The organism is uncultured Tateyamaria sp. (assembly GCF_947503415.1).
Lineage (GTDB): Bacteria > Pseudomonadota > Alphaproteobacteria > Rhodobacterales > Rhodobacteraceae > Tateyamaria.
In genome coordinates this window covers 16,625-40,163 of record NZ_CANNDS010000010.1, presented here as the reverse complement: position 1 = coordinate 40,163, position 23,539 = coordinate 16,625, and the positions used below count along the sequence as shown (strand labels likewise).

Here is a 23,539-nt window from a genome sequence, read left to right as displayed (position 1 = left end):
TCTCGACGATATAACGCCATTCCGCATCGGGCAGCCACGCGCGCAACAGCGCCTCGCCCAGCACCGAGAACGAGATCAGGATGCCCGCAGCGATGCCAGAGAACAAAAGCGCCCGGTTGGGGCGCAGCAATTCTTCCTCGCCATTGCGGCGAATGGATTCAAAGATCAGCTTGGGCGAGAGCACCGCCACATCCTCGACCGCCTCATTCTCCTTCTCGTGATCGATCAGGTCGTCTTTGTGCAGGTCGGTGGTAGGGACAGACATATATGTCTCCGGCTATTACATGTTCCGTGTCAAACGCGCGACCTGCGCGATAGTTCCCTTGGGCGTTGGAACCATCACGGCGGTCGCGGGGTTCGGTAATCATGGAAATGCTTGAACAGATCACCCCCGACACGATCACCGGCCCGCTTGTCTCGCAACTGTCCGGTTGGGTCGAGGCGGGGATCGCCGCCCTGCCCCGCGTCGGGTTCGCCATCTTGGTCCTGCTGGTCACATGGTTTGTGTCATGGGGTCTGAAATCGCTGATCCGCCGGATCGGCCACAAGACCTATCTGCGCCGCAACCTCATTGACGTTTTGCGCCTGCTTGTGGGCACCGCCCTGTGGCTGACCGGGTCGCTGATCGCGCTGACCATCGTCTTTCCGACCATCACGCCCGGACGGGCGCTGACGACGCTTGGCCTTGGGTCCGTCGCCATCGGGTTTGCCTTCAAGGACACGTTCGAGAACTTCCTTGCGGGCATCCTGATCCTGCTGCGTGAACCGTTCCAGATCGACGATCACGTGGAATGCGACGGGGCCGAAGGGCAGGTCGAGGCGATCACTATCCGCGACACGCACATCCGGCAAACCGATGGTCAGCTTGTGGTCGTTCCCAACGCCCAGCTGTTCCACAACGCAGTCACCGTGCGCACCGACAAGGCGTTTCGGCGCACCGCGATCATGGTGGGCGTGGCCTATGGCGAAGATGTCGACAATGCCCGCGGCGTCATCGCCGATGCTGTGCGCGACGTCGACATGGTCCGCGATGACGTGCGCGACATTCAGGTCTTTGCAAAGTCCTTCGGCGCAAGCTCCATCGACTTTGAAGTGACGTGGTGGACCGGGTCCGCCCCGGTCGACATTCGCGCCAGCCGGGACAAGGTTGTGGCCGCGATCAAACGCGCGCTCGACGATGCGGAGATCGAAATTCCCTTCCCCTACCGCACTCTCACGGTGAATGGGCCCCTGCCTGTACGCGCCGTGTCAGACGCCGCAGAATAGGCCGCCGCGCGGATGCAAAGCGCCGGCAATGGTGCCGATACCCTGATGCAGCGCGCCCGACCCGGTGCACTGGCGCTCGTCATGGCGAAACATGGCGCGCTGGCCGCGCTGCTGTTCGGCCCCCCGCTGATCTGGGCGCTGGCAGAAGGGCAGATGGATCTGGCCCTTGCCCTGTGCGCCCCTATCCTGCTGGGCCTCATCGTCTGGCTTTCCACATGGCGCCAGCCCCTGCCCGACGATTTGCGCGGGGTGGAGGCGATGGCCTCCATAGCATTGCTGTTTCTGCTGGCGGCACTGTTGTCGATCCCGGCATTCATGGTGCTGGGCCTCGGTCCCGCCAGCGCCCTGTTCGAGGGGATGAGCGCGATCACAACCACTGGCCTGTCCGTGGCACCCGATCCCGACAGTTGGCCCTTTGCCGCGCATGTACTGCGGTCGTGGATGCAGTGGTGCGGCGGGCTGGCGATGGCCACGGCCGTGCTGGCCCTTGTGCTTGGCCCCGGTCCCGCCGCGCGCACCATCGGAAAGGCCGGAATTGATGATCGCAATCGCATCCAGTCCGCGCGCAGTCAGGCCCGCGAGTTGCTGGGGGCCTATGCACTGCTGACGATTGGGTTCGCGCTCGCCATTGCGCTGGCAGTGCAGGACGGGCCGGAGGGTTTTGTCCTTGCCCTGTCCGCGATTTCGACGGGCGGGTTTGCGCCACGCTCGGACAGTCTGGGCAGCTACACCCCCTTTGCACAGGGTGTCGTGATTCTGGCCTGCCTCGCCGGGGCCGTGTCGCTGCTGGCCTTCACACAAACCCTACGGCGCAACGGCACGCCGATCTGGCGGTCGGAGTCCGTGCGCCGGGTCGGTCTTGCGACGCTGGCGTGCGCGGTCGCACTGGCCGCCGTGATGGCCGTGACGGACACAACCGACACCTACGTGCCCACCCTGCTGAACCTGATCAGCGCCCTGACAACAGCGGGTTATGCAACCGGGTCCATGCCTGTGACCACTGCCCTGCTGGCCGTGTTTATCCTTGCGATGGTGGTGGGCGGGGACCGCGGCTCTACCGCCGGGGGGCTCAAGCTGTCGCGTCTGGGCATCACCGCCCGTGCCACGCGCCACGCCCTGACCCTGCCCCGCCTGCCCGAGCGCGCGATCAGCCCGCTGCGCTACCAGGGTGCTACGATCAAGGACACGTTTCTGGTGGCCCTCCTGGGCTTGATCATCCTCTACATCCTCAGCGTCGGGGCGGTCTGGATGATCCTGCTGTCCCTTGGATTTCCCGCCCTTCCCGCCTTGTTCGACACTGTTTCTGCGCTGTCCACGGTGGGCCTGTCGACGGGTGTGATCGGCCCTGACCTGCCCGACAGCGCCCAGCTTGTGCTGGCCTTTGCCATGTGGCTGGGGCGGCTTGAATTCATCGCGGTCATTGTCCTGTTCCTGCCGGGAACGTGGATGGGCCGCCTGTCCACGAAAGGATAATCCATGCGGATCGTGATTGTCGGCGGCTCCAAATTCGGCGTCGCCACGGCGGAACAGATGATCGACAAGGGACACGAGGTCGTTCTGATCGATCAGGACCGGGCCAAGCTGGAACGGCTGAGCGAGCAGTTGGATTGCGGCATGATCGAAGGGGACGGATCGTCACCCTCGCTGTTGCGAGAGGCGTATGGCAGCGACAAGGACGTGCTGATTGCACTGACCAACGCCTCCGACGACAACATTCTCACGGCGCTTGTGGCCCGCTCGGTTGGGTATAGCCGCGTGATCCCGCAGATCATCTCGCCCGAATTGCTGGAGGTGTGTGCAGAGCTGGGCCTCGACGATACGATCACGCCCCATGCGACGGTTGCGCGGTCGCTGTGCCGCGCATTGGAAGAAGACACCGAAGTGACAGAAGAGCTGAACCTGTCCGGCGCTTTGCGCCTCAAACGCGTGGAAGTGCCGGAGGCGATGACCAACCAAACGCTGAACGATATCGCCATCCCCGACAGCGCCCGTGCGGTGGCGGTGATCGACGGCGACGATGAACAGCTTCCCACCCCCGACGCCACTCTGACGCCAGGCATGCATGTGCTGTTTGTGGTGGCGGCAGATGACGTAAGCGCGTTGGAGGGCTGCTTTTCCCACTGACGCTGGAACCATTGATCCGGTGACACGTTAACAGACCGTAATTAGACGACGGAGAGTTCGATGGCCGCCGACCGGACCAGCATCAAGGACGAGGACACCTACGACGCGTTGCGCGAAGATGGGTATTCCAAGCAGTCCGCCGCCCGCATTGCCAATGCGCAGGCCAACGATGACATGGACCCCTCGACAAAGGGCGGCAAGGCCAGCCCTTACGAAGAGTGGACCAAAGACGCGCTCTATGACCGGGCGCAAGAACTTGAGGTCGAGGGTCGGTCGGACATGACCAAGGACGAACTGATCGACGCCCTGCGCAATCAAAGGAGTGCGGCATGAGCTACCAAACCGGCGATAGTGTGGAATGGAGCTGGGGATCCGGCACCGCGAGCGGCACGATCAAGCAGATTTACACCGACAAGGTGACCAAAACGATCAAGGGCACCGATGTCACCCGCAATGCCACTGACGACGATCCCGCTTACCTGATCGAACAGGATGACGGCGATCGCGTTCTCAAAAGCGGCTCAGAACTCGACGCCGCATAACACGTAAACAAGGAGACACTCTCATGGGTATCGAAGTTGCAGGCCTTGGCGGTCTTATCCTTCTCATTCTGAACATCTGGGCCATCGTGTCGATTGTCGGCTCGGGTGCCAGCACCGGCAGCAAGGTGTTGTGGATTCTGTTCGTGCTGATCCTGCCGTTGATCGGCTTTATCGTATGGCTGATCGCTGGACCACGTGGAGGCGCCCGCGCCGCCGTCTGACCCAATCCACATTCTGACGCGTGTCACATGCCAGTCTCGCGCGCCAGCAGGCCCGTCGCTTCCCTCGCGGCGGGCCTTTTTTCTTGCCCGATTCGGGGCTTAGTGATCATCCAGGCGCTGTATCGGCCAAAAACCAGAGTCTAATAAGCGATTTCGACCTATGAAGGGCGTCCGCTGACTGATCGTTATTTTTCAAAGGCTTATCGGTCTTAAAGGGTCCCGTCGCGACCTTGCCACAACATTTAGCGGTAGCCAACTGATACAGCACAAGCGCAGAATTGTGGACAAGCCCGTTTCGTTTGGATTAAGTAACGCTAAACAGTGCTTTGGCGAAACAAAGCGTTACAACGAGACCCAGAGGCGGACGTGGCAGAGCCCCTATTGATCAATCAACGCGTGCGCGCGCGGGCCGATACCCTTGGGGCGGCACTGGATGCGCATATGCTGGCGTCCTTCGCGCCCGATGCGCGCAAGGAATTGCGTCGCTTTTCGGCCGGTGAAGCGGCTGAGTTGCTGGGCATCTCCACCAGCTTTCTGCGCAAACTGCACTTTGATGGCAAGGCACCCGAGGTCGAGATGACCGGGGGCGGCAGGCGGCAATATGCAGCGGCCGATCTGATGGAATTGCGACAGATCCTCGATGCCGGCAAGGTGGGCGCGTATCTGCCCGGCCGCCGCGAAGGCGAAAAGCTGCAAGCGCTGTCGTTCCTTAACTTCAAGGGCGGGTCGGGCAAGACCACCAGCACGATCCACACGGCGCAGCGGCTTGCCCTCAAGGGCTACCGCGTGTTGTGCGTGGATGTGGACCCTCAAGCGTCTCTAACAGTGCTTTTTGGCTACCGGCCCGAGTATGATTTTCTGGAACAGGGGACGCTGTACGACGCGATCCGATACGATGACCCCCTGCCCTTGTCAGCCGTCATTCAGACCACGTTTTTTCCGGGCATCGACCTGGCCCCCGCCGGGCTGATGCTGCAGGAATTCGAACACGAGACGCCGCGCGCCCTGCTCGACAATGTGCAACCCCCCTTCTATGCCCGCATGGCCGCCGCCCTGAGCGAGGTTGAGGACCAGTACGACGTGGTGCTGTTCGATTGCCCGCCGCAGCTTGGCTATCTGACGATGGCGGCACTCTGTGCTTCCACCTCTGTCATGATCACCATTGTGCCCAACATGCTCGATGTCGCGTCGATGGCGCAGTTCCTGCAAATGAGCGCGGATTTGCTGGACGTTGTGGCCGAGGCCGGTGCGCCGATGGAGTTCGACTTCATGCGCTTTCTCATCAATCGATACGAGCCCAATGATGGACCACAGCAACAGGTGGTGTCATTCCTGCGCACCCTCTTTGCAGATGAGGTCATGGTGGCCCCGATGCTGAAATCCACAGCCATCTCGGATGCTGGGCTGACGCAACAGACGATTTACGAGGTCGAGCGGGCGCAATTCAACCGGCAAACCTATGACCGTGCGCTCGAGTCACTGAATGCTGTGAATGATGAAATAGAGCAGCTGCTTCATCACGCATGGAGACGATAAAATGGTCCGCAAAAACGTATTGAGCACCGCCCTGCCCCCAACCACGGGTGACACGAAACGCCCCAAGGCCCCTGCCCCGCGCGGTGCCGTGGGTGCGCTGCAATCCTCGCTGTCGAAGCTGCAGGAAAACGCGGTGCAAGAGATTGACGCCACCCAGATCGACGACGCCGGTGTCGAGGATCGGTTGGGGCATGACCATGCGGATCACACCGCGCTCATGGACAGCCTGAAAACCTATGGCCAGCAAGTGCCGGTGCTGTTGCGCCCGCATGCGACCAAGCGTGGCCGGTTCGAGATTGTCTATGGCCGCCGCCGTCTGCGCGCGCTCAAGGAACTGGGCCAGCCGGTCAAGGCGATGGTGCGTCAGCTTTCCGATGACGAGCTGATCATGGCGCAGGGTCAGGAAAACACGGCACGGCGGGATCTGAGCTTTGTCGAAAAGGCCAGTTTCGCCGCGCAGCTTGAGGCTGAAGGCTATGACCGCGACACCATCGCGGCGGCGCTGTCGATCGACCAACCCATGGTAAGCCGGATGCTCAAGGTGGGGCAGGCGGTGCCACTGGATGTCCTGCGCAAGATCGGCCCCGCGCCGAGCATTGGGCGCGACCGCTGGTTGGCGCTGGTCAAGCTGTTCGACGCCAAGGGCGCGCGCAACCGCGCCTTTGCCTTCCTTGATACGCCGGACGCCAGCACCATGACGTCGGACAACCGGTTCGAGGCGATCTTTGCCCGCGCCAAGGCCCCAAGCGCCAAGGCGACGGCTGACAAGCAGCCCCCCCGCGCATTGCGCAATTCGGGCGGCACCGTGCTGGGCGACATTCGCCCCAGTCGCAAGGGTGTGACGTTGAACATTTCGGACAAGGACGGGTTCGCCCAGTGGCTCGATGCCCAGGCCGATACCCTGATCGCAGAGCTTCACGATCGCTGGTCCGCCAGCCGGTCGGAAGATGAGGAGCAATAAGAGCAGCAAAAGGAGAGAACGAGCAGACCCGCAGAAAAAGAAAAGCCCCCCGAAACGGTGTCTCGGAAGGCCCTTCATAAGCTTGCACCTTTGAAGTAGCCCGCAGCACCCAATCCTGTCAACTCCGACTGCCGGTCCGGGGACAGAAAACTGTTGTCTCTCGTCATTATGACATGACCATTCATGCCCAACCATCGTTCGGGCAGGCCGGGACGCGTGCGTCTTCGGGACCTGCAACTGTTGACAAATGGCAGCTGCTGGATGCGCTGACCCATGCCGCGCCAGAGTTCGGCATCGGGCACCGGCAGATCGGTGTGCTGCGGGCCTTGATCAGCTTTCACCAGCAGCGGTTCTGGCCCGTCACGGCGGACACTCTGATTGTGTACCCATCGAACCAGACACTGTGTGAGCGACTGGGCGGAATGCCCGACAGCACATTGCGCCGCCACGTGAACACGTTGATTTCAGCCGGACTGCTTGCGCGGCGGGCCAGCAGCAATGGCAAACGGTTCAGACGGGGCAGGGGGGAAAACGAGGTGGCGTATGGCTTGGACCTTGGCCCGCTCATCGCCCGAACTGCTGCCATCTACAGCGCGGCCAAAGCCCGGCAAGAGGCCGCGGAAACACTAGCCGCAGAACGCACGCGATTGCTGTCACTGCGCGAAGACTTGCGCCAGACCGATTCCGCAACACACGCCACGTTTCTGGCCGACCTTGCGCGCGCCATCCGTCGCAAACTGTCCCTCATTGATCTCAGAGAGTGGATCGCTGCGTTGCACACCCGATTGTCAGCCGTTCGCGGATCAAAAAAAATGAGCGCCAGCGACAGTCAAAATGAGCGGCACATAGAACCTCAAGAAAGAAATATTAAAGGGGAAGCTGAGCGTCCCAACGATCTGACGGCCCAAGAGTTGGATATACTGTGCAATGAAAGAAGCACCCTTTTCCCGGATGCATTACGATCATGGTCTGATGTCACGCGGTCTGCGTCCGTTATTGCACCCATGATGGGGATTGGCAGCAATGATATGAATGCGGCCTATGAAAGGCAGGGACCGCTGGGCACATCCATCGCGATCCTCTATGTTCTGGAGGTGTTGAGCAAGGTCGACGCGCCTGCGCCCTACTTTCGACAGCTGACAAAAGCCCCAAATATGCTCCTGTCGATCATAGAAACGCTCAGAGGCAGGCAATTGTCAGCTGACAAATCGAAAGTATGTTTAATAACAGCGACTTAGATCAGTGGACGCTTGGCAATTCCTTGGCTGTCCACACGCGCAAGCTTCGACAAACGCTCCATATTGTGGATTGTCAGCTGATCGTCGGACCATGTCGCAATCTGGTCTTCGCGCAGACGGGCCAGTGTCTTGTTGGTGTGCACCAGAGAAAGGCCCAACGCATCGGCAAGATCCTGTTGGCGGTAGGGCAGGCGCACATGGTTTTCGTCATTCATGTTCACGGATGCCAGCCGGACATAGAAGCGGTGCAGCGCCCAAGACAGTTTGGCAATGGCATCAAGCTGGCCCACGACGGCAAGTGCTTCGCCCAAAAACACCTCTTCCAACGCGGCAATGCGGGTAAGATCGTAGGCGCGCGACGGATGCGAGGTGAACAGTGTCCACAAATCCGACCGGTTGAACGTGCACAGACGCATCGGAGTCGATGCTTCGACCGAGTGCTCCATCTCGGACATCACGCCGGCCTGAAGGCCGATGAAGTCGCCGGGCAAAACGAAGCCAACGACCTGACGCCGTCCGTCTTCCAGTGTCTTGTAGCGTAGGCCCATCCCCTTGAGACATGTAAACAAATGCGTCGAGGATTGGCCTTGGGCCATGATTTCCGTACCGGGCTGCGCTTCCAACTCTCCGGTCTTGAACCTTTCCATAAAGGCGACTTCGGCACCCGACATATCCAAAAAGGCGTCGAGCTTGCGCAGCGGGCAGTTTGAACAATTGGTAGACATTTTTTCCTGCAACTATGTCGTAGATTAATTCGCGAATGCTCTGAGTGTGGCAGAAAGGCGGGTGCGCCCAAAGGAGAACCTATGACGCCTCGCGATCTGACAGATAAAACAGCGCTGATCGTCGGCGATGAAATGGTCGAGGTGATGGACATCTCCGAGCATTTGAGGGTCTCCGGTTGGGGCGAGCCTGTTGTGACAAGCAGTGCGCGTGAAGCGATCGCGGTGCTGATGGATCGGGCGACGCCGTTTTCGCTGGTGGTGGTGACGGTCGCGCATGCAAATCCCGAAGTTGCAGGCATCATCCGAACATGCGTGGACGAAGGATGTCCTGTCATTATCGTGAATGGCGCGCGGGCCACCGTGCAAAAAGGGAAGATTGTTATGCTGTCCCGTCCCTACATCAGCTCTGATATCGATCAGGCCCTTGTAAGCCTTGGACTTGTGACCACCTAACTCCGGCGCGACATGGCCAGACCCAGAAGAACCCCAACACCAACTGCGCCTGCAATTGCGAGGCCGGGGTTGCGGCGCACGGCATCTGCGGCCTGAACGCTGGCTGCGCTGGCCTGCTCTTGCAACATGTGTGCGGTGTCCTGAACCTGACGGGCGCCTTCGTTGGCGGCGGTTTTGACAGTTTCGTGCATCAGTTCGGTCTGCTCGCGGGCTTTGTCAGCAAGGTCAGAAGCCGTCTCCTGCGCGCGGGACAGCGTGCTGTCGAAGCCGTTCTTGGCGGGATCCGATGTTGGTGTCTGTGTGTTCGACATAACATATTTCCTTTTGCTTCCATTTCCTCACCAACGCCGGCTGATCCGAATGGTTCCCGATGCCATGCCCGGAACGTTTTGCCAGCCAGCCGCGTTGGGGCCTCGAAGCAACCGAAAGGAAACGCCATGTTACAATGGTCGATTTTGTTCTTGGCCGTTGCACTGATTGCCGCTGTCTTCGGATTTGGCGGAATCGCCTCGGCATCCGCAGGGATTGCGCAGGTCCTCTTTGTCCTGTTCCTGATCCTGTTCATTATCACCATCGTCGCACGTGTCTTGCGTGGACGATCCTGATCACATCTCGTGATGACCCAAGGCTGGAGCCCCTGAGATCGGGCTCCAGCCTTTTTCGATTCCAGACCAGAAGGACCTGACATGGACCGCGCCGCCGCACTGACCGAAATTTTCATGAATGACCTGTCACAGTCTGACGCCGAGATGCCCAATTTCCAGCAGGCCGTGCGCGAAGTGGCGCAAGACGTTCTGACCGTCGAAAAGAACGACCCGGCCTGGGCCGCCGCAAAGGTGTTGCGCAGATTGGCAGAGCCGGATCGCGTCATCAGCTTTGGTGTCACATGGATGAATGATGCGGGCGAGGTGCACGTCAATCGCGGCTGGCGGGTGCAGGCCTCCAACGCCATCGGCCCATACAAGGGCGGGTTGCGGTTTCATCCGGGCGTCACGCTTGATGACCTGCGCTTTCTCGCCTTTGAGCAGTGTTTCAAGAATGCACTGACCGGCCTGCCGCTGGGTGGGGCCAAGGGGGGATCGGACTTTGACCCCACCGGCCGGTCCGATACTGAGATCATGCGCTTCTGTCAGGCTTTCATGGCCAAGCTCGCGCCGCATATCGGGCCTGATCTGGATGTGCCTGCAGGCGATATCAACGTAGGTCCACGAGAGATCGGTTATCTGTTTGGCGCGTGGAGCGATCGCGCAGGCATCTATGGCGGTGCGCTGACCGGCAAGGGTCTGTCCTATGGCGGGTCCGAGATGCGGGTCGAGGCGACGGGTTTTGGCCTGATCTATTTCGTGCAGGCGATGCTGGCGCGGCAGGGCAAGGATATCGAGGGGCACCGCGTAGCAGTCTCTGGCAAGGGCAACGTGGCCAGCCATGCCGCGCGCAAGGCCCTGCAGGCGGGGGCCAAGGTGATCACGCTGTCAGACACCTGCGGCACGCTGTACGCGCCCGACGGCCTGACCGCGGAAGAGATCACATGGGTCGAGGACCGCAAGGCTGCGGGCGACGATCTGTCCAATCCACCCGCCCGTTTTGCAGCGTCCTTCCGCGAGGGGGGGCAGCCCTGGACCCAAGAGGCCGACATCGCCTTGCCCTGTGCGACCCAGAACGAGATCGGGGAAAAGGCCGCCCAAGCCATTGTTGATGGCGGCTATGCCATGCTGGCTGAAGGGGCAAACATGCCTGTGACCGCCGACGCGCTTCGTGTGTTGCGCAAGGGTGGGGTGCAATACGCCCCCGGCAAGGCGGCCAATGCGGGCGGGGTCGCCGTGAGCGGGCTTGAGATGAGCCAGATGAGCCACCGCCGCTTCATGTCCGCCGAAGAGGTGGACGACGCATTGAAAACGCTCATGTCAGACATTCACGACCGTGTGGCCGCCGAAGGGCAGGGGGATGGCATCGTTGACTACGCGCGCGGCGCAAACATTGCCGGGTACCGCCGCCTTGCCCGCGCCATCACCGCACAGGGAGTTCTGTAAGATGACTACATCCAAGACCAAAACCGGAGCGCAGTGCCTAGTGGATTGTATGGTTGAGGCCGGAATAGACACTGTTTTCGGTGTCCCGGGCGAAGAGACAACGGACCTGATGGAGGCGCTGACCGCCTCTGACATCGACTTTGTCCTGTGCCGCAACGAACAGGGGGCCGCGTTCATGGCATCGGTGCATGGGCGGTTGACCGGACAGCCGGGCGTGTGCCTGTCCACGCTGGGGCCGGGGGCCACGAACCTTGTGACCGGCGTGGCGGATGCGCAGCTGGACCACGTGCCGCTGATCGCCATTACGGGGCAGGGGGGACGCGACCGCATGGGCCGTCTCAGCCACCAGATGATCGACCTTGAGGCGCTGTTTGCCCCCGTGACCAAGATGAGCCGCACGCTGCTGATGCCGGGTGATATCCCGGCGAGCTTTGCCGAGGCCATGCGTCTGTCCATGGCGGGGCGGCCCGGCGCCGTCCACCTGTGCCTGCCCGAAGACGTCGCCGCAGAAGAAACTGACGCCACGGTGCTGCCCGTGCGCCCGCAACCACAGTCCCATGCGGGCCAGGACGACTTGCAGGCCATCGCGGACCAACTGTCGCAGGCCAAACGTCCCGTCCTGATTGCAGGGGCAGGGGTGGTGCGCAATGCCGCATCCCAAAGCGTGCGCCACTTTGCAGAAACCACGGGCATTCCCGTTGCAACCACGTTCATGGCCAAAGGCATCCTGCCAGCGGAGCATCCCAACACGCTGTTCACCGTCGGGCAAAGCGAAGAGGACTGGGTCGACCTGGCCTTGCAGGCTGCGGACTGCGTGCTGCTGGTCGGGTTTGACGCGGTGGAATACCCACCCCTGTCGCTGCTTACCGGCGGCACCGCACCTGTCTGCGTGATCGACACGGACGCACCTCGGGCGGACACGGGCCTTGTGATCGCCGCCGAGGCGGTGGGTGATATTGGCCACGCGCTATCGGACGTGACTGACCGGCTGAACGGGGCCACGTGGACGGACGGACCGGCCTTCACGGCGGCGCGCGAAGGGATGACACGCACGCTTGAGCGCACCCTGACCGACAGTGCCACCGGCCCGATTGCCCCCAACGACATCTGCTGCGTCATCACCAAGGCGCTGCGTCCGGAAGACACGCTGCTGTCCGGCGTGGGCATGCACAAGCTGTGGGTCGCCCGCCATGTGCAGCCAAAGCGCGCCGGTCAGCTGATCGTGCCGAACGGCCTTGCCGGGATGGGGCTGGCCCTGCCGGGCGCACTGGCAGCGGCGCGGTTGCAGGACAAGGGCCGCGTGCTGGCCATCTGTGGCGATGGTGACGTCATGATGAACGTGCAGGAGATGGAGACGATCACCCGACTTGGCCTGCGCCTGACCGTGATGGTTTGGGTCGATGGTGGCCTGGGTCTGATCGACGAGCATCAGGGCGAGGCAGGGCCGAACTTCCCCTTTGGCAACCCCGACTGGGACAGGTTGGCGACCGCATTCGGCTGGACCCATGCCGCTGTGCAGGGCTTGGGCGACCTGCCGGATCTGCTGCACGCATCGCATGGCGCCGAAGGCCCGACACTGCTGACCGTGCCGGTGGATTACGCGCTGGCGGGGCAAATGCCGGGCCGCCAATCCGAGAAATCCGGGAACCCAAGGGCCGCCTGACACGTTGTCTCTTCAACTGGAAACGACAGAAAGGAGACACTCTTATGTCAAACGCACTGAACGTTGTTCCGACCGAAGACAAGGTATCGACAGGCGTACGCGACACGTCCGCAATTGCCGAAGGTATTGCGGATGTGCTGGCCGATACCTACCGGCTGGTGTTCAAATCCCACGCCTATCACTGGAACGTGGAAGGGCCGCTGTTTTACTCGGTCCACAACCTGACCGAAGAGCATTACGAAGACATGTTCAAGGCCGCCGATGACCTGGCCGAGCGCATCCGTGCATTGGGTCAACTGGCACCATCATCGATGGCTGACATCGTGGGCCGCTCGACCATCGAAGACAGAACGGACGAGCTGACAACCGAAGTGATGATTTCCGATCTGGCGCGCGATCACGAGCGTCTGGCGCATCGCTTCCATGCCCTGATCGAACTGGTCGAAGGCCGTAAGGATCCGGTGACGGAGGATATGGCAACGGCCCGCAGCGCATTCCACGAGAAAGCCGCGTGGATGTTGCGCGCGCTGGTCAAGGCCAGCTGACAATTAACGATTGACTTGGTACCGAGTAACCCCCGCAGCCGTATGGTCGCGGGGGCTTTTTCTGGTCAGGCCTTCAAAATGGCTGACGATGCAAAGAACATGGCCTGGCTGATGGCGGACCGGACCTGCTCTTCGGTATAAGGTTTCGAGATCAGGAAGGCAGGCTCGGGCCCTTCGCCGGTCAGCAGACGTTCCGGATAGGCGGTGATGAAGATCACCGGGATGTCGCCCGCCTTTTCGGTGATGCGGTTGACTGCGTCGATGCCGCTTGAGCCATCCGCCAGTTGAATGTCGGACAGGATCAAGTCGGGGCGTTCATCGTTGAACAGCGACACGGCGGCGTCCTCGGTCCGGGCAACGCCTGTGATGCGATGACCCATGTCGGCGGCGATGTTCTCAAGATCGATGGCGATGATCGCCTCATCCTCGATGATCATGACGGCACCGCTGACGGATTTGGCCATCTCATCATAGGCAATCTGCAACAGCTGATCGACCTCTTCGCTGCTCTTGTTCATGATCTGGGCAACATCAGCGGCGCTGAATTCTTCGAGTGTGCGCAGCAACAGCACTTCGCGGGTGTCGTCGGTCAGTTTGGACAAATGACGCTGCGCTTCGGCGGCGGCACCGTCTTCGTCGGACGAAAATTGTGCACCGCTTGTGGCCCATATGGAATGGAACACGGTGAACAGCGCGACCTTCGGTGTGGCACTGTTCGAGAACTGGTCTGGTTCGGCCAAAATCGCTTCGAGTGTCGTGACCGCGTATGCATCCCCGCGATCCCTGCTCCCTGTGAGCGCCCGCGCATAGCGACGCAAATATGGCAGGTTCGGTCCGATCTTGTCTGCCAGCGTCGTTTCGGCTGTTTGCGACATTTCCTGTCACTCCCGTTTTTTTCACCTATCTGATGGAACAAATGCGTTTGCCGTGCATTAGGTTCCATAGTGCATGCAGATTTTACAGTAGCAGGTGGATAAATGAGCCGACGGGATCAAACATCAAGAGTGGAGCGGGAGATCGATCAGAATCTCAAACGCGCCTACGAAGATGTGGCCAATCAGGAATTGCCCACGCGCTTCACCGACCTTTTGGACCAGTTGCGATCGCAGGATGCGACAACCAAGGGGAAGGACAAAACAGATGAACGCTGATCCCAGGGACGAGCTTGTCGAGCATCTGGGATCAATGCGCGCCTTCGCAATGAGCCTGACCCGCAACCCGGCTTTGGCCGATGACATGGTGCAGGATGCGTTGGTCAAGGCATGGAGCAATATCGACAGCTTTCAACCCGGCACGAACATGCGTGCGTGGCTGTTCACGATCTTGCGCAACACCTATTATTCCCATCACCGCAAGCGGAAACGCGAGGTCGAGGACACCGAGGGCGAACTGTCTGCCGGTCTGGCGCAGAAACCCGATCACGATGGCCGCTTGCAGATGCGCGACTTCAACACGGCCTTTGGTGTGCTGCCGGAAGAGCAACGCGAGGCGTTGGTTCTGGTCGGTGCGGGCGGCTTTTCCTACGAAGAAGCTGCTGAAACCTGCGGTGTTGCCGTCGGCACAATCAAAAGCCGCGTGAACCGGGGCCGCGCCCGTCTGGTCGAATTGATGGGCATGTCTGACGAAGAGCCAATGGAAGTGACCGAAGTGGTGACGCAAGGCATCGTAACCATGAACCAGAGCATCGCCTAATGCGCCTGCCGTCCTTTGGCGGGCTTCGGACGCGACTTGTCCTGTTGATGCTTCTGGCGCTGTTTCCCCTGGGATTGATCGCCCTTTGGCAGACATTTCGCGTCGTCGAGGAAACCCGGGAGTTCAGCCGCCAGGTGATGCTGGACATGACCGCTGCCGCCGCCGTGCGGCAGCGCGAGCTTGTGCAGCAGGCCATTGGCGCCGGTCTGGGATTGGCCGTAATGGCCCGGTTTTCCGACCTCGACACGTGTCGCACATCCATGGCTGGCTTTCTTGAGCGGAACCCCGGATACGCCTTTGCCGGATACATTCCTGTCAATGGCATGATGGAGTGCAGCAGCGCAGGCGACCTGACCATCGACTTTTCCGATTACGAGACGCTGCAGGACGCCATCGACCGGGCCGACGTGTATGTGGAAGTCAACAGCGACGGCGCCGTCAGCGGAGAGGCCGTTGTCGTGGTGAGCGTGCCCGTCTTCGACGCGGACACGCTGCTTGGTTTCGTGTCGCTGTCGATCCCGGAGGCAACGGTCAAGTCCAAGGCGCAGGCGTCGGCTGTCGACCGGGGCTTTGTCCTGGGCGCGATCAGCACATCAGGCGAGGTGTTCGACATCGACGCCCCTGATACCGGGGCTGCCCAATTCATGCCCGCCGACATTGACCCGCTCGAGATGGTCGGGCGCGCTGGCACCACCTTTGCCGCCAAGGACACAAACGGTCAGACGCGCCTGTTCTCTGTCGCGTCGACAGCCGCGGACAGTTATGTTGTCGTCGGCAGTTGGCCCCGCGCGACTCTGATCGACGATGGGTCGTGGGTGCGTGTCATGACCCCGATGCTGTTTGCCGTGATCATGTGGGTTGCAAGCATGCTGGTTGCGTATCTGGGCCTCAACCGGCTGGTGCTGCGTCACCTGCGCGAATTGCGATCGGCCATGCGCCAGTTTGCGTTGGGGGAGCGCACTATGCAGGGCCTGACCCTTGAGGACGCGCCAAACGAGTTCAAAGACGCCGAACGCGCCTTCAACCGCATGGCGCTGCTGATCACAGAAGCCGAGGCGCGGCAGATGACCGATCTGCACGACAAGGAGGTTCTGCTGCGCGAAGTGCATCACCGGGTGAAGAACAACCTGCAAATGATCGCGTCGATCATGAACCTGCAAGCCCGCAGTGCCCGCACTGCCGAGGCACGCGAAGTGCTGAGCGGCTTGCAGCGCCGGGTGCGTGGCCTCGCGACGTTGCACCGGTCGCTGTATACGCAGCCCGAAACCTCGCAAGTAGATGCGCATGATCTGGTCGGCGCTGTGGTGTCGGAGTTTTCCGCCATGTTGCCCAGTCGCGATCTGACCATTGAAACTGACCTGGCGTCCGTGATGCTTTACCCGGATCAGGCCGTCCCCTTGTCCATGTGGGCTGCCGAGGCGCTGACCAATGCCGTCAAGTATGTGGGCCGCAACGGTTCCGACGCGCCCTATATCAAGATCACGTTGACCCATGACGGGGCAGGGGACGTGTCCCTGAAGATCGAGAATTCGACCGGTACGCCGCTGGTGGAAAGCACCGAGGATGAAGTAGAAAGCACTGGTCTTGGAACCAAGCTGATGACCGCCTTCTGCCGCCAGTTGGAAGGCGATGTCGACGTCGATGACACCAACGGCACGTTCGTCCATGTCCTGCGGTTCAAGGTGCAGGGATTTACAGCCGCCCCCGCAAAAAGCGAGACCGATGCCAGCGTCGCCGCCTGATTTCGAAGTTTTCGTCGCCGCGAACGAGGCTTTTGCCGCGTTCGAAAAGGCGGTGCTGGATGCACGCACGTCCATTACGGGCGGATTCCGCATTTTCGACATGCGTACACGTCTGGTCAGTGATGACGCCCGCGCCATAGGCGAGACGTGGTTCGACCTGCTGGTCCATGTGTTGCGCCGGGGTGTGACGCTGGATCTGACGATCAGTGATTTCGATCCGATCTATGCCACCGAACTGCACCAATTGGCCTGGGCCACGGTCAAGCAGGGCGCCGCGTTGGTCGAGGCGGCTGATGTGCCGCAGGATCGGGTGCATGTGCGTCCGGCCTTGCATCCGGCAACGCCGGGGATGGTGCCGTGGCTTGCCTTTCTGCCTGTCAGCCTGCGCCGGGCCAAGGCGCAGCGCGCGGCCTTGAAGAACGCGGCCCGCGCCGAAGCGCCGGGCGTGGATCAGGGCATACCGGGCCTGCACACTGTTACCCACCACCAGAAGCTTGCCGTGATCGACGATGATACATTGTATATCGGTGGACTGGACCTGAACGACCGCCGCTTTGACACGCCGGACCACGACCGACCCGCCCACGAGACGTGGTCGGATGTGCAGGTGATCGTGCGCAACGATCCTGTCGTGGCCGAGGCCAAGCAGCATTTGCAGTGTTTCGATGATGTCGTGCATGGGCGCCAGCCACCGGCTGAGGTCACGCATTTGCGGCGCACCCTGTCTGCTGACCGGCGGTTCAAGCTGCCCTTTCTGTCGCCCCGCACGCTGGTGTCCGAACTGGAAGAGGCGCATCTGAAGGCGATCACTGCGGCACGGCACCTGATCTATATCGAAACGCAGTTCATCCGGTCGCGTGTCATTGCGGATGCGTTGGCACGGGCGGCCACTGACCGGCCGGACCTGTCCCTGATCATGATCCTGCCCGCCGCGCCCGAGGAAGCCGCCTTTGATGCGCCCGATGAGTTGGGTCTGGAAACCCGCTATGGCCTCGCGCTTGAGAAAGACGCGCTTGGCCTTATTCGCGACGGGTTCGGCAAGCGTGCGACCATTGCTACGCCTGTGCGCCCCGTCATGGCCGCCCGCGACACGCCCGGCACCCGTGCCGGGTCGCCCATCATCTACGTGCACAACAAGGTGCTGGTGCAGGACACCGATTTTGCGATGGTCGGGTCTGCCAATCTGAACGGGCGGTCGTTGCGTTGGGACACCGAAGCCGGTGTTGCCATCACCGACCCCGCCCGCATCGCCATCCTGCGCGACGCTGTTCACCAGCATTGGTGGCGGACGCAGTTGTCCGGAGAATGGACCGACCCGCAGCAGATGCAGCCGATCTGGCAGGCTGAAATCGCGCGCAATGACAAGTGTCACCCCGAAAAGCGGACGGGATTTCTGGTGTCGCACGATCTGCAGACCCACAGCGCCGAGGCGCAGCCGTTGCCCCTTGTCACGGACGATATGGTCTGAGCCCGACCCGCATCTTTTTGGAACCTTGGGCGGTCCTGCACGTTGGTTCACCAGACCACATTGGAAAGGAGACCTGTCATGGACAAAGACCGTATGATCGGCAAATGGACCGAGATCAAAGGCCACCTTCAAGAGGCCTATGGTGATCTGACCGACGACGAGATCGAGCAGGCCAAGGGCGACCGCAACCAGCTGGAAGGCGTGATGCAACAGAAACTTGGCAAGACCAAGGACGAGGCCCGCGCCGCCGTGGACCGTATTCTCGATAAAGTCTGATCAGGCATCAGACCGAACAAGCCGCCGCGCCGCTCTGACACAGAGCGCGCGGCGGTTTTCGTTTGTCCGCCCGGCAAAGGGCGGCTGAACGTATGCGCTGTGCCCGCATTGTAGAAATCGCACGCAACCGGGTACGGTATTGGCCCTCCTGCCCTTGACTCCCGGCCTTTCGAAACAACTTATGACGAGGTCTGTATGTGTCACAAAACGCATGCCCATTCGCGTTGCGTTCTTGGTGTTTCATAGACAGACATGCCATTGAGCCACGTCACGTTAAGGAGTTCGCGTGTCCCTATTTATTATCGTTGCCTTACCATTTCTTGGCGCGCTTTTACCGGGGCTCATGTACACGGCGGGTCGTGCCGCATGTGCGGGGGTGACATTCACCGTATCGCTGGCGGCCTTTCTGGGCTTGCTGACAAATCTGCCGTCCGTTCTGGCCGGTGAGGTTCTGACCGCCCGGATCATCTGGATGCCCGAGCTTGGGTTGAACCTGACCTTGATGCTGGATGGGCTTGGCTTTTTCTTTGCACTGCTGATCCTTGGCATTGGCCTGCTGATCATCGCCTATGCAAGGCACTACCTCAGCCGTGATGATCATATGGGTGAGTTTTTCACCTATCTGCTGCTGTTTCAGGGCGCGATGGTCGGCATCGTGCTGTCCGACAACATCCTGCTTTTGTTGATTTTCTGGGAGCTTACGTCGCTGTCATCCTTCCTGCTGATCGGGTTCTGGAAACATCTGCCCGAGGGGCGGCAGGGCGCGCGGATGGCGTTGACCGTGACCGGCATGGGTGGCCTTGCCATGGTCGGGGGTATGCTGATCCTTGGCCAGATCGCGGGCAGCTATGATCTGAGCGTCATTCTGCAGAACCGTGAATTGATCCAGGAAAGCCCGCTGTACCTGCCTGCGCTGATCCTGATCCTGCTGGGCTGTTTCACCAAGTCGGCGCAGTTCCCGTTCCATTTCTGGCTGCCGCACGCGATGGCGGCCCCCACGCCTGTGTCGGCCTACCTGCACTCCGCCACGATGGTGAAGGCGGGCATTTTCCTGATGGCCCGCATGTGGCCTGTGCTGGCGGGCACGCCCGAGTGGTTCGTGATTGTCACCACCGCCGGTCTGATCACGATGGTGCTGGCCGCGGTCATTGCGCTGTTCAAACACGACCTCAAGGCGCTGCTGGCCTTTTCGACCGTCAGCCATCTGGGCCTGATCACGATGCTTTTGGGCACGGGCACGCCCTTTGGTGCCATGGCCGCGATCTTTCACATTCTGAACCACGCGACGTTCAAGGCGGCGCTGTTCATGTCCGCCGGGATCATTGATCACGAGGCGCATACCCGCGACATCCGGCGGTTGGGGGGCCTGCGCAAGCTGATGCCCATCACCTTTGTCATTGCGACGCTGGCCGCGCTGTCGATGGCGGGTATTCCGTTCCTGAACGGCTTCCTGTCCAAGGAAATGATGCTGGAAGAGGCGACGCACACGACCCTTTTCGGCATTCCCAACCTTGTGCCGATCCTTGCCACTGTCGGATCGCTTTTCTCTGCCGCCTATTGCTTCCGTCTGATCGGTCACGTCTTTCTTGGCCCCGTGCGCGACGACTATCCGGCCAAGCCGCATGATCCGCCCACCGGGCTGTGGCTGCCGCCTGCGTTGCTGATCGTTCCTGTGATCGTGATTGGTGTGGCCCCGTTCGTGGCGGAACCGTTTGTAAAGCTGATCACGGCATCGGTGCTGGGTGAGGCGGGCGAGGTGCCCAAAGCCTATTTCAAGATCTGGCACGGTCTGGTGCCTGCGCTGTTCATGTCGATGGCCGCTGTCGTCGGTGGTCTGCTGGTGCTCTTGCTGTTCAAGCCGCTTTTGGCGGCGTGGGACAACACCCCGCGTCCCGAGGCGAAGGTGATCTTCGAAGGGTTGATCGAAAGTGCCGCAGGTGTGGCCCGCTGGGTCATCCTTGGCCTGCACAATGGCGCGTTTTCGCGGTATGCGCTGATCGGTGTTGCAACGATCATCGTCGCGGGCGGCTATGCGTGGACAACCGGCACCATCGCGCCGCCAACGCGCGAATTGCAGGCCGTGGGGCCCGTGCACGTGGCGACGGGCCTGATGCTGGTGACGGCTGTTGCGGGCCTTGTTCTGATGCACCGCAATCGCCTGTTGTCGTTGATCCTGATCGGGATCGTGGGCCTGATGGTGTCCATCGGCTTTGTGCTGCTCAGCGCGCCTGACCTTGCCATGACGCAGTTCACGGTCGAGGTGGTGACGATCATCCTGCTGCTGCTGGCCCTGAACTTCCTGCCGAAACGCACCCCGGTGGAAAGCACCCTGCTGCGCCGTGTGCGCGATGGGGGTGTGGCCATTGTGGGCGGGCTGGCGGCCTTTGCCATGGCCTACCACTATATGCTGCGCGACGCGGTGGTGGCCCCGATCTCTGAGTTCCACCTCGCCAATTCGTACAAGGGGGGCGGGGGCACCAATGTGGTCAACGTGATCCTTGTCGATTTCCGGGGCTTTGACACCTATGGCGAGATTATCGTGCTCGGCATCGCGGCCCTGCTGATCTATGCCCTGACCGAGACGTTGCTGGATGGCCCCGTGCGGGCGCGTCTGCTGAACCGCAAGCTGGATCAGGCGCGGGCCGGCGACGTGCACCCGATGATGATGGTCGTACTGACGCGTGTTCTGTTGCCCGTTGTGCTGCTGGTTGGGTTCTACATCTTCCTGCGCGGCCACAATGAACCGGGCGGTGGCTTTATCTCGGGCCTTGTCGTGTCGATTGGCGTGGTGATGCAGTACATGGCGAGCGGCTTTGCCTGGACATCCGCAAGGCTGCGCTATCCCTATCATGGGGTGATCGGGGCAGGGGTTCTGATCGCGGGCCTGACCGGCATCGGGTCGTGGTTTGTCAGCAAACCGTTCCTGACGTCCGACTTCACCTATGTGCGCATCCCACCCTTCAACGAGTTTGAACTGGCAACTGCCGCCCTGTTCGATCTGGGTGTGTTCCTGGCGGTTGTGGGCGCAGTGATGCTGTCACTTGAAAGCTTCTCGCGCCTTGCGCGGCGGGCGCATTACGACGAAAGCGAGCATCCGATGGACATTGATCCGTCACGGGATGCCGCCGCAAACGAAGCAGGGGGGGCCGCATAATGGAATTGCTTGTGGCTTGCGTCATCGGGGTCATGACCGCCGGTGGCATCTACCTTCTGCTGCGTCTGCGTACGTTCCCGGTGATCCTTGGCATTTCGCTGCTGACCTATGCGGTGAACGTGTTCCTGTTCACCTCCGGTCGCCTTGTTGTGGGCGCGCCACCGGTGTTGCGCGACGGCATGGATGCCTATGCCGACCCGCTGCCGCAGGCGCTGGTGCTGACGGCCATCGTGATTTCGTTCGGGATGACGGCGGTTGTTGTGATGATCGGTCTGGGTGCTTTCCTTGGGTCGGATGACGATCACGTCGATGACGGCCCGCACGATCACGACAGTACCCCGGTGGAGGATCAGCCATGACCCATTGGCTCATTGCCCCCATCATCCTGCCTGCGCTCTTGGCCCCTTTCATCGTACTGGCCGCGCGATACCACATCACGATCCAGCGGGCGTTTTCGCTGGCCGGTGTGGTCGCTCAGGTGGTGATTGCGGCCGCGTTGGCGTGGCACGTGTCGGATGGCACGGTTCTGCTCTATCAGCTTGGCGACTGGGCCGCGCCCTTTGGCATCGTTCTGGTGGGGGATCAGCTCTCGACCATGATGGTGTTGCTGACGGCGGTCCTGTCGCTTTTTGTGCTGCTCTATGCCATTGGGTCGGGCTGCGACAACATGGGCAAGCACTTCCACCCGCTGTTCCAGTTTCAGCTCATGGGCATTCTGGGCGCGTTCCTGACGGGCGACCTCTTCAACCTCTTCGTTTTCTTCGAAGTGCTGCTGATCGCGTCCTACGGTTTGATGATCCACTCGGGCGGCAACGCGCGGCTACAGGCAGGCGTGCAATATGTGCTCTTCAACCTGATCGGCTCGACCCTGTTCCTGTTCGCGCTGGGTGCCATCTATGCCGAGACCGGCACGCTCAACATGGCCGACCTCGCGCAGCGTGTGACGCAGATCAGCCCGGAGGAAACGGTGGGCATCCGGCTTGCCGCTGTCCTGCTGCTGCTGGTCTTTGCCATCAAGGCCGCCCTTGTGCCGCTGCACTTCTGGCTGCCGTCCAGCTATGCCGAAGCGCCGGGGCCGGTCGCAGCCCTGTTTGCCATCATGACCAAGATCGGCGCATACGCCATCATCCGCGTCTACACGATGGTCTTCCCGCCAGAGCTTGAGGCGACAGCGGGCCTGCATGGTCAATGGCTGCTGCCGGCCGCCCTTGTGTCCCTTGCCATCGGCATGGTGGGCGTGTTGGCCGCGAAAAAGCTTGATCGTTTGGTCGCGTTCTCCGTTATCGGGTCGATGGGCATGGTCATGGTGTCGATTGCGCTGTTCACGCCGGAAAGCATTGCGGCGGCGCTTTATTACATCATCCACTCGACACTGGCGGGGGCGCTGTTGTTCCTGATTGCCGACATGGTGCGGAATGCGCGCGGGTCCGTGGACCTGACGGCGCAGGCACCGATGGCGGGCACGGTGCTGGTGTCGGGCATGTTCTTTATGGGTGCGATTGCCATGGCGGGCCTGCCGCCGCTGTCGGGCTTTCTGGGCAAACTTCTGGTGCTTGATGCGGGCTTTGCGTCGGATCAGGTGGCGTGGATCTGGGCGATTGTCCTGATTTCGAGCCTGATCAGCATTCTGGGGTTCGCCCGTGCGGGCAGCGTGGTCTTCTGGAAAGCGCATAGCATCGAGGCACCGGCCGATGCCGTGCCGGGCACGGGGCCAAGCATCCTGTCCTCGGTGGCTGCGGGTGGTTTGGTCACACTTCTGGTGGCCCATACGGTGTTTGCGGGACAGGTCCACGGCTATACCACGCGGATGGCGGCGACGCTGTTTGCTCCGGACGCCTATATCGCGACGGTGGTTGAAACGCCCGGGAAACTGAGCACACCGACCAAGAAGGAGGATCACTGA

Annotated in this window: 25 protein-coding genes and 1 pseudogene; 22 read left to right on the top strand and 4 right to left on the bottom strand. The window is 61.2% G+C overall.

From position 1 onward, the window contains the following. Positions 1–265, bottom strand: a pseudogene (locus tag Q1A32_RS23745) (formate/nitrite transporter family protein); the annotation flags it as partial. A gap of 101 nt (positions 266–366) precedes the next feature. Here Q1A32_RS23745 and Q1A32_RS23740 point away from each other — a divergent pair. From Q1A32_RS23740 to repC, 9 genes are all read left to right on the top strand, one after another. Continuing rightward, positions 367–1,266: a mechanosensitive ion channel family protein gene (locus Q1A32_RS23740; protein WP_299658380.1), complete on the top strand. Its 900-nt coding sequence runs from the start codon at positions 367–369 to the stop codon at positions 1,264–1,266. A 12-nt stretch (positions 1,267–1,278) separates the two neighbouring features. Next, on the top strand, positions 1,279–2,739 hold the full coding sequence (locus Q1A32_RS23735; RefSeq protein ID WP_299658379.1) for a TrkH family potassium uptake protein: 1,461 nt from the start codon (positions 1,279–1,281) through the stop codon (positions 2,737–2,739). Between the two features lie 3 nt (positions 2,740–2,742). Then, positions 2,743–3,390: a TrkA family potassium uptake protein gene (locus Q1A32_RS23730; protein WP_299658378.1), complete on the top strand. Its 648-nt coding sequence runs from the start codon at positions 2,743–2,745 to the stop codon at positions 3,388–3,390. A gap of 60 nt (positions 3,391–3,450) precedes the next feature. Further along, positions 3,451–3,723 (top strand): Rho termination factor N-terminal domain-containing protein, encoded by a 273-nt coding sequence (locus Q1A32_RS23725; protein ID WP_299658375.1) that lies wholly within the window; start codon positions 3,451–3,453, stop codon positions 3,721–3,723. Next, complete coding sequence (locus tag Q1A32_RS23720; protein WP_299616245.1) at positions 3,720–3,932, top strand: DUF2945 domain-containing protein; 213 nt, start codon at positions 3,720–3,722, stop codon at positions 3,930–3,932. Before Q1A32_RS23725 ends, Q1A32_RS23720 begins: the two co-directional genes overlap by 4 nt. A gap of 23 nt (positions 3,933–3,955) precedes the next feature. Then, positions 3,956–4,153: a PLD nuclease N-terminal domain-containing protein gene (locus Q1A32_RS23715; RefSeq protein WP_299616247.1), complete on the top strand. Its 198-nt coding sequence runs from the start codon at positions 3,956–3,958 to the stop codon at positions 4,151–4,153. Between the two features lie 366 nt (positions 4,154–4,519). Continuing rightward, positions 4,520–5,689, top strand: a complete 1,170-nt coding sequence (gene repA, locus Q1A32_RS23710; protein WP_299658373.1) for a plasmid partitioning protein RepA — start codon at positions 4,520–4,522, stop codon at positions 5,687–5,689. A 1-nt stretch (position 5,690) separates the two neighbouring features. Further along, positions 5,691–6,650, top strand: coding sequence for a plasmid partitioning protein RepB (gene repB / locus Q1A32_RS23705; RefSeq protein WP_299658371.1), 960 nt, complete (start codon positions 5,691–5,693; stop codon positions 6,648–6,650). A gap of 173 nt (positions 6,651–6,823) precedes the next feature. Further along, the gene (repC, locus tag Q1A32_RS23700) at positions 6,824–7,888 is read left to right on the top strand and encodes a plasmid replication protein RepC (RefSeq protein WP_299658369.1); all 1,065 of its coding nucleotides are present in this window, start codon (positions 6,824–6,826) and stop codon (positions 7,886–7,888) included. Here the strand turns inward: repC and Q1A32_RS23695 are convergent. Continuing rightward, complete coding sequence (locus tag Q1A32_RS23695) at positions 7,885–8,613, bottom strand: Crp/Fnr family transcriptional regulator (RefSeq protein WP_299658367.1); 729 nt, start codon at positions 8,611–8,613, stop codon at positions 7,885–7,887. The genes repC and Q1A32_RS23695 overlap by 4 nt on opposite strands. An 81-nt stretch (positions 8,614–8,694) precedes the next feature. Between Q1A32_RS23695 and Q1A32_RS23690 the strand changes: the two genes are divergently transcribed. Then, the gene (locus Q1A32_RS23690) at positions 8,695–9,066 is read left to right on the top strand and encodes a hypothetical protein (RefSeq protein WP_299658365.1); all 372 of its coding nucleotides are present in this window, start codon (positions 8,695–8,697) and stop codon (positions 9,064–9,066) included. Here Q1A32_RS23690 and Q1A32_RS23685 read toward each other — a convergent pair. Next, complete coding sequence (locus tag Q1A32_RS23685; RefSeq protein ID WP_299658363.1) at positions 9,063–9,377, bottom strand: hypothetical protein; 315 nt, start codon at positions 9,375–9,377, stop codon at positions 9,063–9,065. The genes Q1A32_RS23690 and Q1A32_RS23685 overlap by 4 nt on opposite strands. Positions 9,378–9,503: 126 nt before the next feature. Between Q1A32_RS23685 and Q1A32_RS23680 the strand changes: the two genes are divergently transcribed. The 4 genes from Q1A32_RS23680 (at position 9,504) to Q1A32_RS23665 (ending at position 13,304) form a co-directional block, all read left to right on the top strand. After that, positions 9,504–9,671, top strand: coding sequence for a DUF1328 domain-containing protein (locus Q1A32_RS23680; RefSeq protein WP_299616263.1), 168 nt, complete (start codon positions 9,504–9,506; stop codon positions 9,669–9,671). A gap of 81 nt (positions 9,672–9,752) precedes the next feature. Further along, complete coding sequence (gdhA, locus tag Q1A32_RS23675; protein ID WP_299658361.1) at positions 9,753–11,096, top strand: NADP-specific glutamate dehydrogenase; 1,344 nt, start codon at positions 9,753–9,755, stop codon at positions 11,094–11,096. Position 11,097: 1 nt separating this feature from the next. Next, on the top strand, positions 11,098–12,759 hold the full coding sequence (locus Q1A32_RS23670) for an acetolactate synthase large subunit (protein WP_299658359.1): 1,662 nt from the start codon (positions 11,098–11,100) through the stop codon (positions 12,757–12,759). 44 nt (positions 12,760–12,803) lie between these two features. Beyond that, a complete protein-coding gene (locus Q1A32_RS23665; RefSeq protein WP_299616269.1) occupies positions 12,804–13,304 on the top strand; it encodes a Dps family protein in 501 nt (166 codons plus the stop codon). Between the two features lie 65 nt (positions 13,305–13,369). On the opposite strand, the gene Q1A32_RS23660 is transcribed toward Q1A32_RS23665, so the two are convergent. Further along, the gene (locus Q1A32_RS23660) at positions 13,370–14,179 is read right to left on the bottom strand and encodes a response regulator (protein WP_299658357.1); all 810 of its coding nucleotides are present in this window, start codon (positions 14,177–14,179) and stop codon (positions 13,370–13,372) included. Between the two features lie 102 nt (positions 14,180–14,281). Between Q1A32_RS23660 and Q1A32_RS23655 the strand changes: the two genes are divergently transcribed. From Q1A32_RS23655 to Q1A32_RS23620, 8 genes are all read left to right on the top strand, one after another. Next, positions 14,282–14,455 (top strand): NepR family anti-sigma factor, encoded by a 174-nt coding sequence (locus Q1A32_RS23655; protein WP_299658355.1) that lies wholly within the window; start codon positions 14,282–14,284, stop codon positions 14,453–14,455. Then, the gene (locus tag Q1A32_RS23650; RefSeq protein WP_299658353.1) at positions 14,445–14,996 is read left to right on the top strand and encodes an RNA polymerase sigma factor; all 552 of its coding nucleotides are present in this window, start codon (positions 14,445–14,447) and stop codon (positions 14,994–14,996) included. Before Q1A32_RS23655 ends, Q1A32_RS23650 begins: the two co-directional genes overlap by 11 nt. Next, complete coding sequence (locus tag Q1A32_RS23645) at positions 14,996–16,738, top strand: sensor histidine kinase (RefSeq protein ID WP_299658351.1); 1,743 nt, start codon at positions 14,996–14,998, stop codon at positions 16,736–16,738. The genes Q1A32_RS23650 and Q1A32_RS23645 overlap by 1 nt, the downstream gene beginning before the upstream one ends. Further along, positions 16,719–18,206: a phospholipase D-like domain-containing protein gene (locus Q1A32_RS23640; RefSeq protein WP_299658349.1), complete on the top strand. Its 1,488-nt coding sequence runs from the start codon at positions 16,719–16,721 to the stop codon at positions 18,204–18,206. Before Q1A32_RS23645 ends, Q1A32_RS23640 begins: the two co-directional genes overlap by 20 nt. A 78-nt stretch (positions 18,207–18,284) precedes the next feature. After that, positions 18,285–18,482: a CsbD family protein gene (locus Q1A32_RS23635; protein WP_299616283.1), complete on the top strand. Its 198-nt coding sequence runs from the start codon at positions 18,285–18,287 to the stop codon at positions 18,480–18,482. A gap of 286 nt (positions 18,483–18,768) precedes the next feature. Next, complete coding sequence (locus Q1A32_RS23630) at positions 18,769–21,636, top strand: monovalent cation/H+ antiporter subunit A (protein WP_299616286.1); 2,868 nt, start codon at positions 18,769–18,771, stop codon at positions 21,634–21,636. Continuing rightward, a complete protein-coding gene (locus tag Q1A32_RS23625; RefSeq protein WP_299616289.1) occupies positions 21,636–21,995 on the top strand; it encodes a Na+/H+ antiporter subunit C in 360 nt (119 codons plus the stop codon). Before Q1A32_RS23630 ends, Q1A32_RS23625 begins: the two co-directional genes overlap by 1 nt. Then, entirely contained in the window at positions 21,992–23,539 is a 1,548-nt protein-coding gene (locus Q1A32_RS23620; protein ID WP_299658347.1) for a monovalent cation/H+ antiporter subunit D, read from the top strand. Before Q1A32_RS23625 ends, Q1A32_RS23620 begins: the two co-directional genes overlap by 4 nt.

Coding starts and splice junctions, on each gene's coding strand:
- Q1A32_RS23740 (WP_299658380.1), top strand. CDS start 367: ATGGAAATGCTTGAACAGATCACCCCCGACACGATCACCGGCCCGCTT.
- Q1A32_RS23685 (WP_299658363.1), bottom strand. CDS start 9,377: ATGTCGAACACACAGACACCAACATCGGATCCCGCCAAGAACGGCTTC.
- Q1A32_RS23680 (WP_299616263.1), top strand. CDS start 9,504: ATGTTACAATGGTCGATTTTGTTCTTGGCCGTTGCACTGATTGCCGCT.
- Q1A32_RS23735 (WP_299658379.1), top strand. CDS start 1,279: ATGCAAAGCGCCGGCAATGGTGCCGATACCCTGATGCAGCGCGCCCGA.
- Q1A32_RS23690 (WP_299658365.1), top strand. CDS start 8,695: ATGACGCCTCGCGATCTGACAGATAAAACAGCGCTGATCGTCGGCGAT.
- repC (WP_299658369.1), top strand. CDS start 6,824: ATGACCATTCATGCCCAACCATCGTTCGGGCAGGCCGGGACGCGTGCG.
- Q1A32_RS23645 (WP_299658351.1), top strand. CDS start 14,996: ATGCGCCTGCCGTCCTTTGGCGGGCTTCGGACGCGACTTGTCCTGTTG.
- Q1A32_RS23660 (WP_299658357.1), bottom strand. CDS start 14,179: ATGTCGCAAACAGCCGAAACGACGCTGGCAGACAAGATCGGACCGAAC.
- Q1A32_RS23670 (WP_299658359.1), top strand. CDS start 11,098: ATGACTACATCCAAGACCAAAACCGGAGCGCAGTGCCTAGTGGATTGT.
- repB (WP_299658371.1), top strand. CDS start 5,691: ATGGTCCGCAAAAACGTATTGAGCACCGCCCTGCCCCCAACCACGGGT.
- Q1A32_RS23650 (WP_299658353.1), top strand. CDS start 14,445: ATGAACGCTGATCCCAGGGACGAGCTTGTCGAGCATCTGGGATCAATG.
- gdhA (WP_299658361.1), top strand. CDS start 9,753: ATGGACCGCGCCGCCGCACTGACCGAAATTTTCATGAATGACCTGTCA.
- Q1A32_RS23725 (WP_299658375.1), top strand. CDS start 3,451: ATGGCCGCCGACCGGACCAGCATCAAGGACGAGGACACCTACGACGCG.
- Q1A32_RS23665 (WP_299616269.1), top strand. CDS start 12,804: ATGTCAAACGCACTGAACGTTGTTCCGACCGAAGACAAGGTATCGACA.
- Q1A32_RS23625 (WP_299616289.1), top strand. CDS start 21,636: ATGGAATTGCTTGTGGCTTGCGTCATCGGGGTCATGACCGCCGGTGGC.
- Q1A32_RS23620 (WP_299658347.1), top strand. CDS start 21,992: ATGACCCATTGGCTCATTGCCCCCATCATCCTGCCTGCGCTCTTGGCC.
- Q1A32_RS23695 (WP_299658367.1), bottom strand. CDS start 8,613: ATGTCTACCAATTGTTCAAACTGCCCGCTGCGCAAGCTCGACGCCTTT.
- Q1A32_RS23635 (WP_299616283.1), top strand. CDS start 18,285: ATGGACAAAGACCGTATGATCGGCAAATGGACCGAGATCAAAGGCCAC.
- Q1A32_RS23715 (WP_299616247.1), top strand. CDS start 3,956: ATGGGTATCGAAGTTGCAGGCCTTGGCGGTCTTATCCTTCTCATTCTG.
- Q1A32_RS23640 (WP_299658349.1), top strand. CDS start 16,719: ATGCCAGCGTCGCCGCCTGATTTCGAAGTTTTCGTCGCCGCGAACGAG.
- Q1A32_RS23655 (WP_299658355.1), top strand. CDS start 14,282: ATGAGCCGACGGGATCAAACATCAAGAGTGGAGCGGGAGATCGATCAG.
- Q1A32_RS23730 (WP_299658378.1), top strand. CDS start 2,743: ATGCGGATCGTGATTGTCGGCGGCTCCAAATTCGGCGTCGCCACGGCG.
- Q1A32_RS23720 (WP_299616245.1), top strand. CDS start 3,720: ATGAGCTACCAAACCGGCGATAGTGTGGAATGGAGCTGGGGATCCGGC.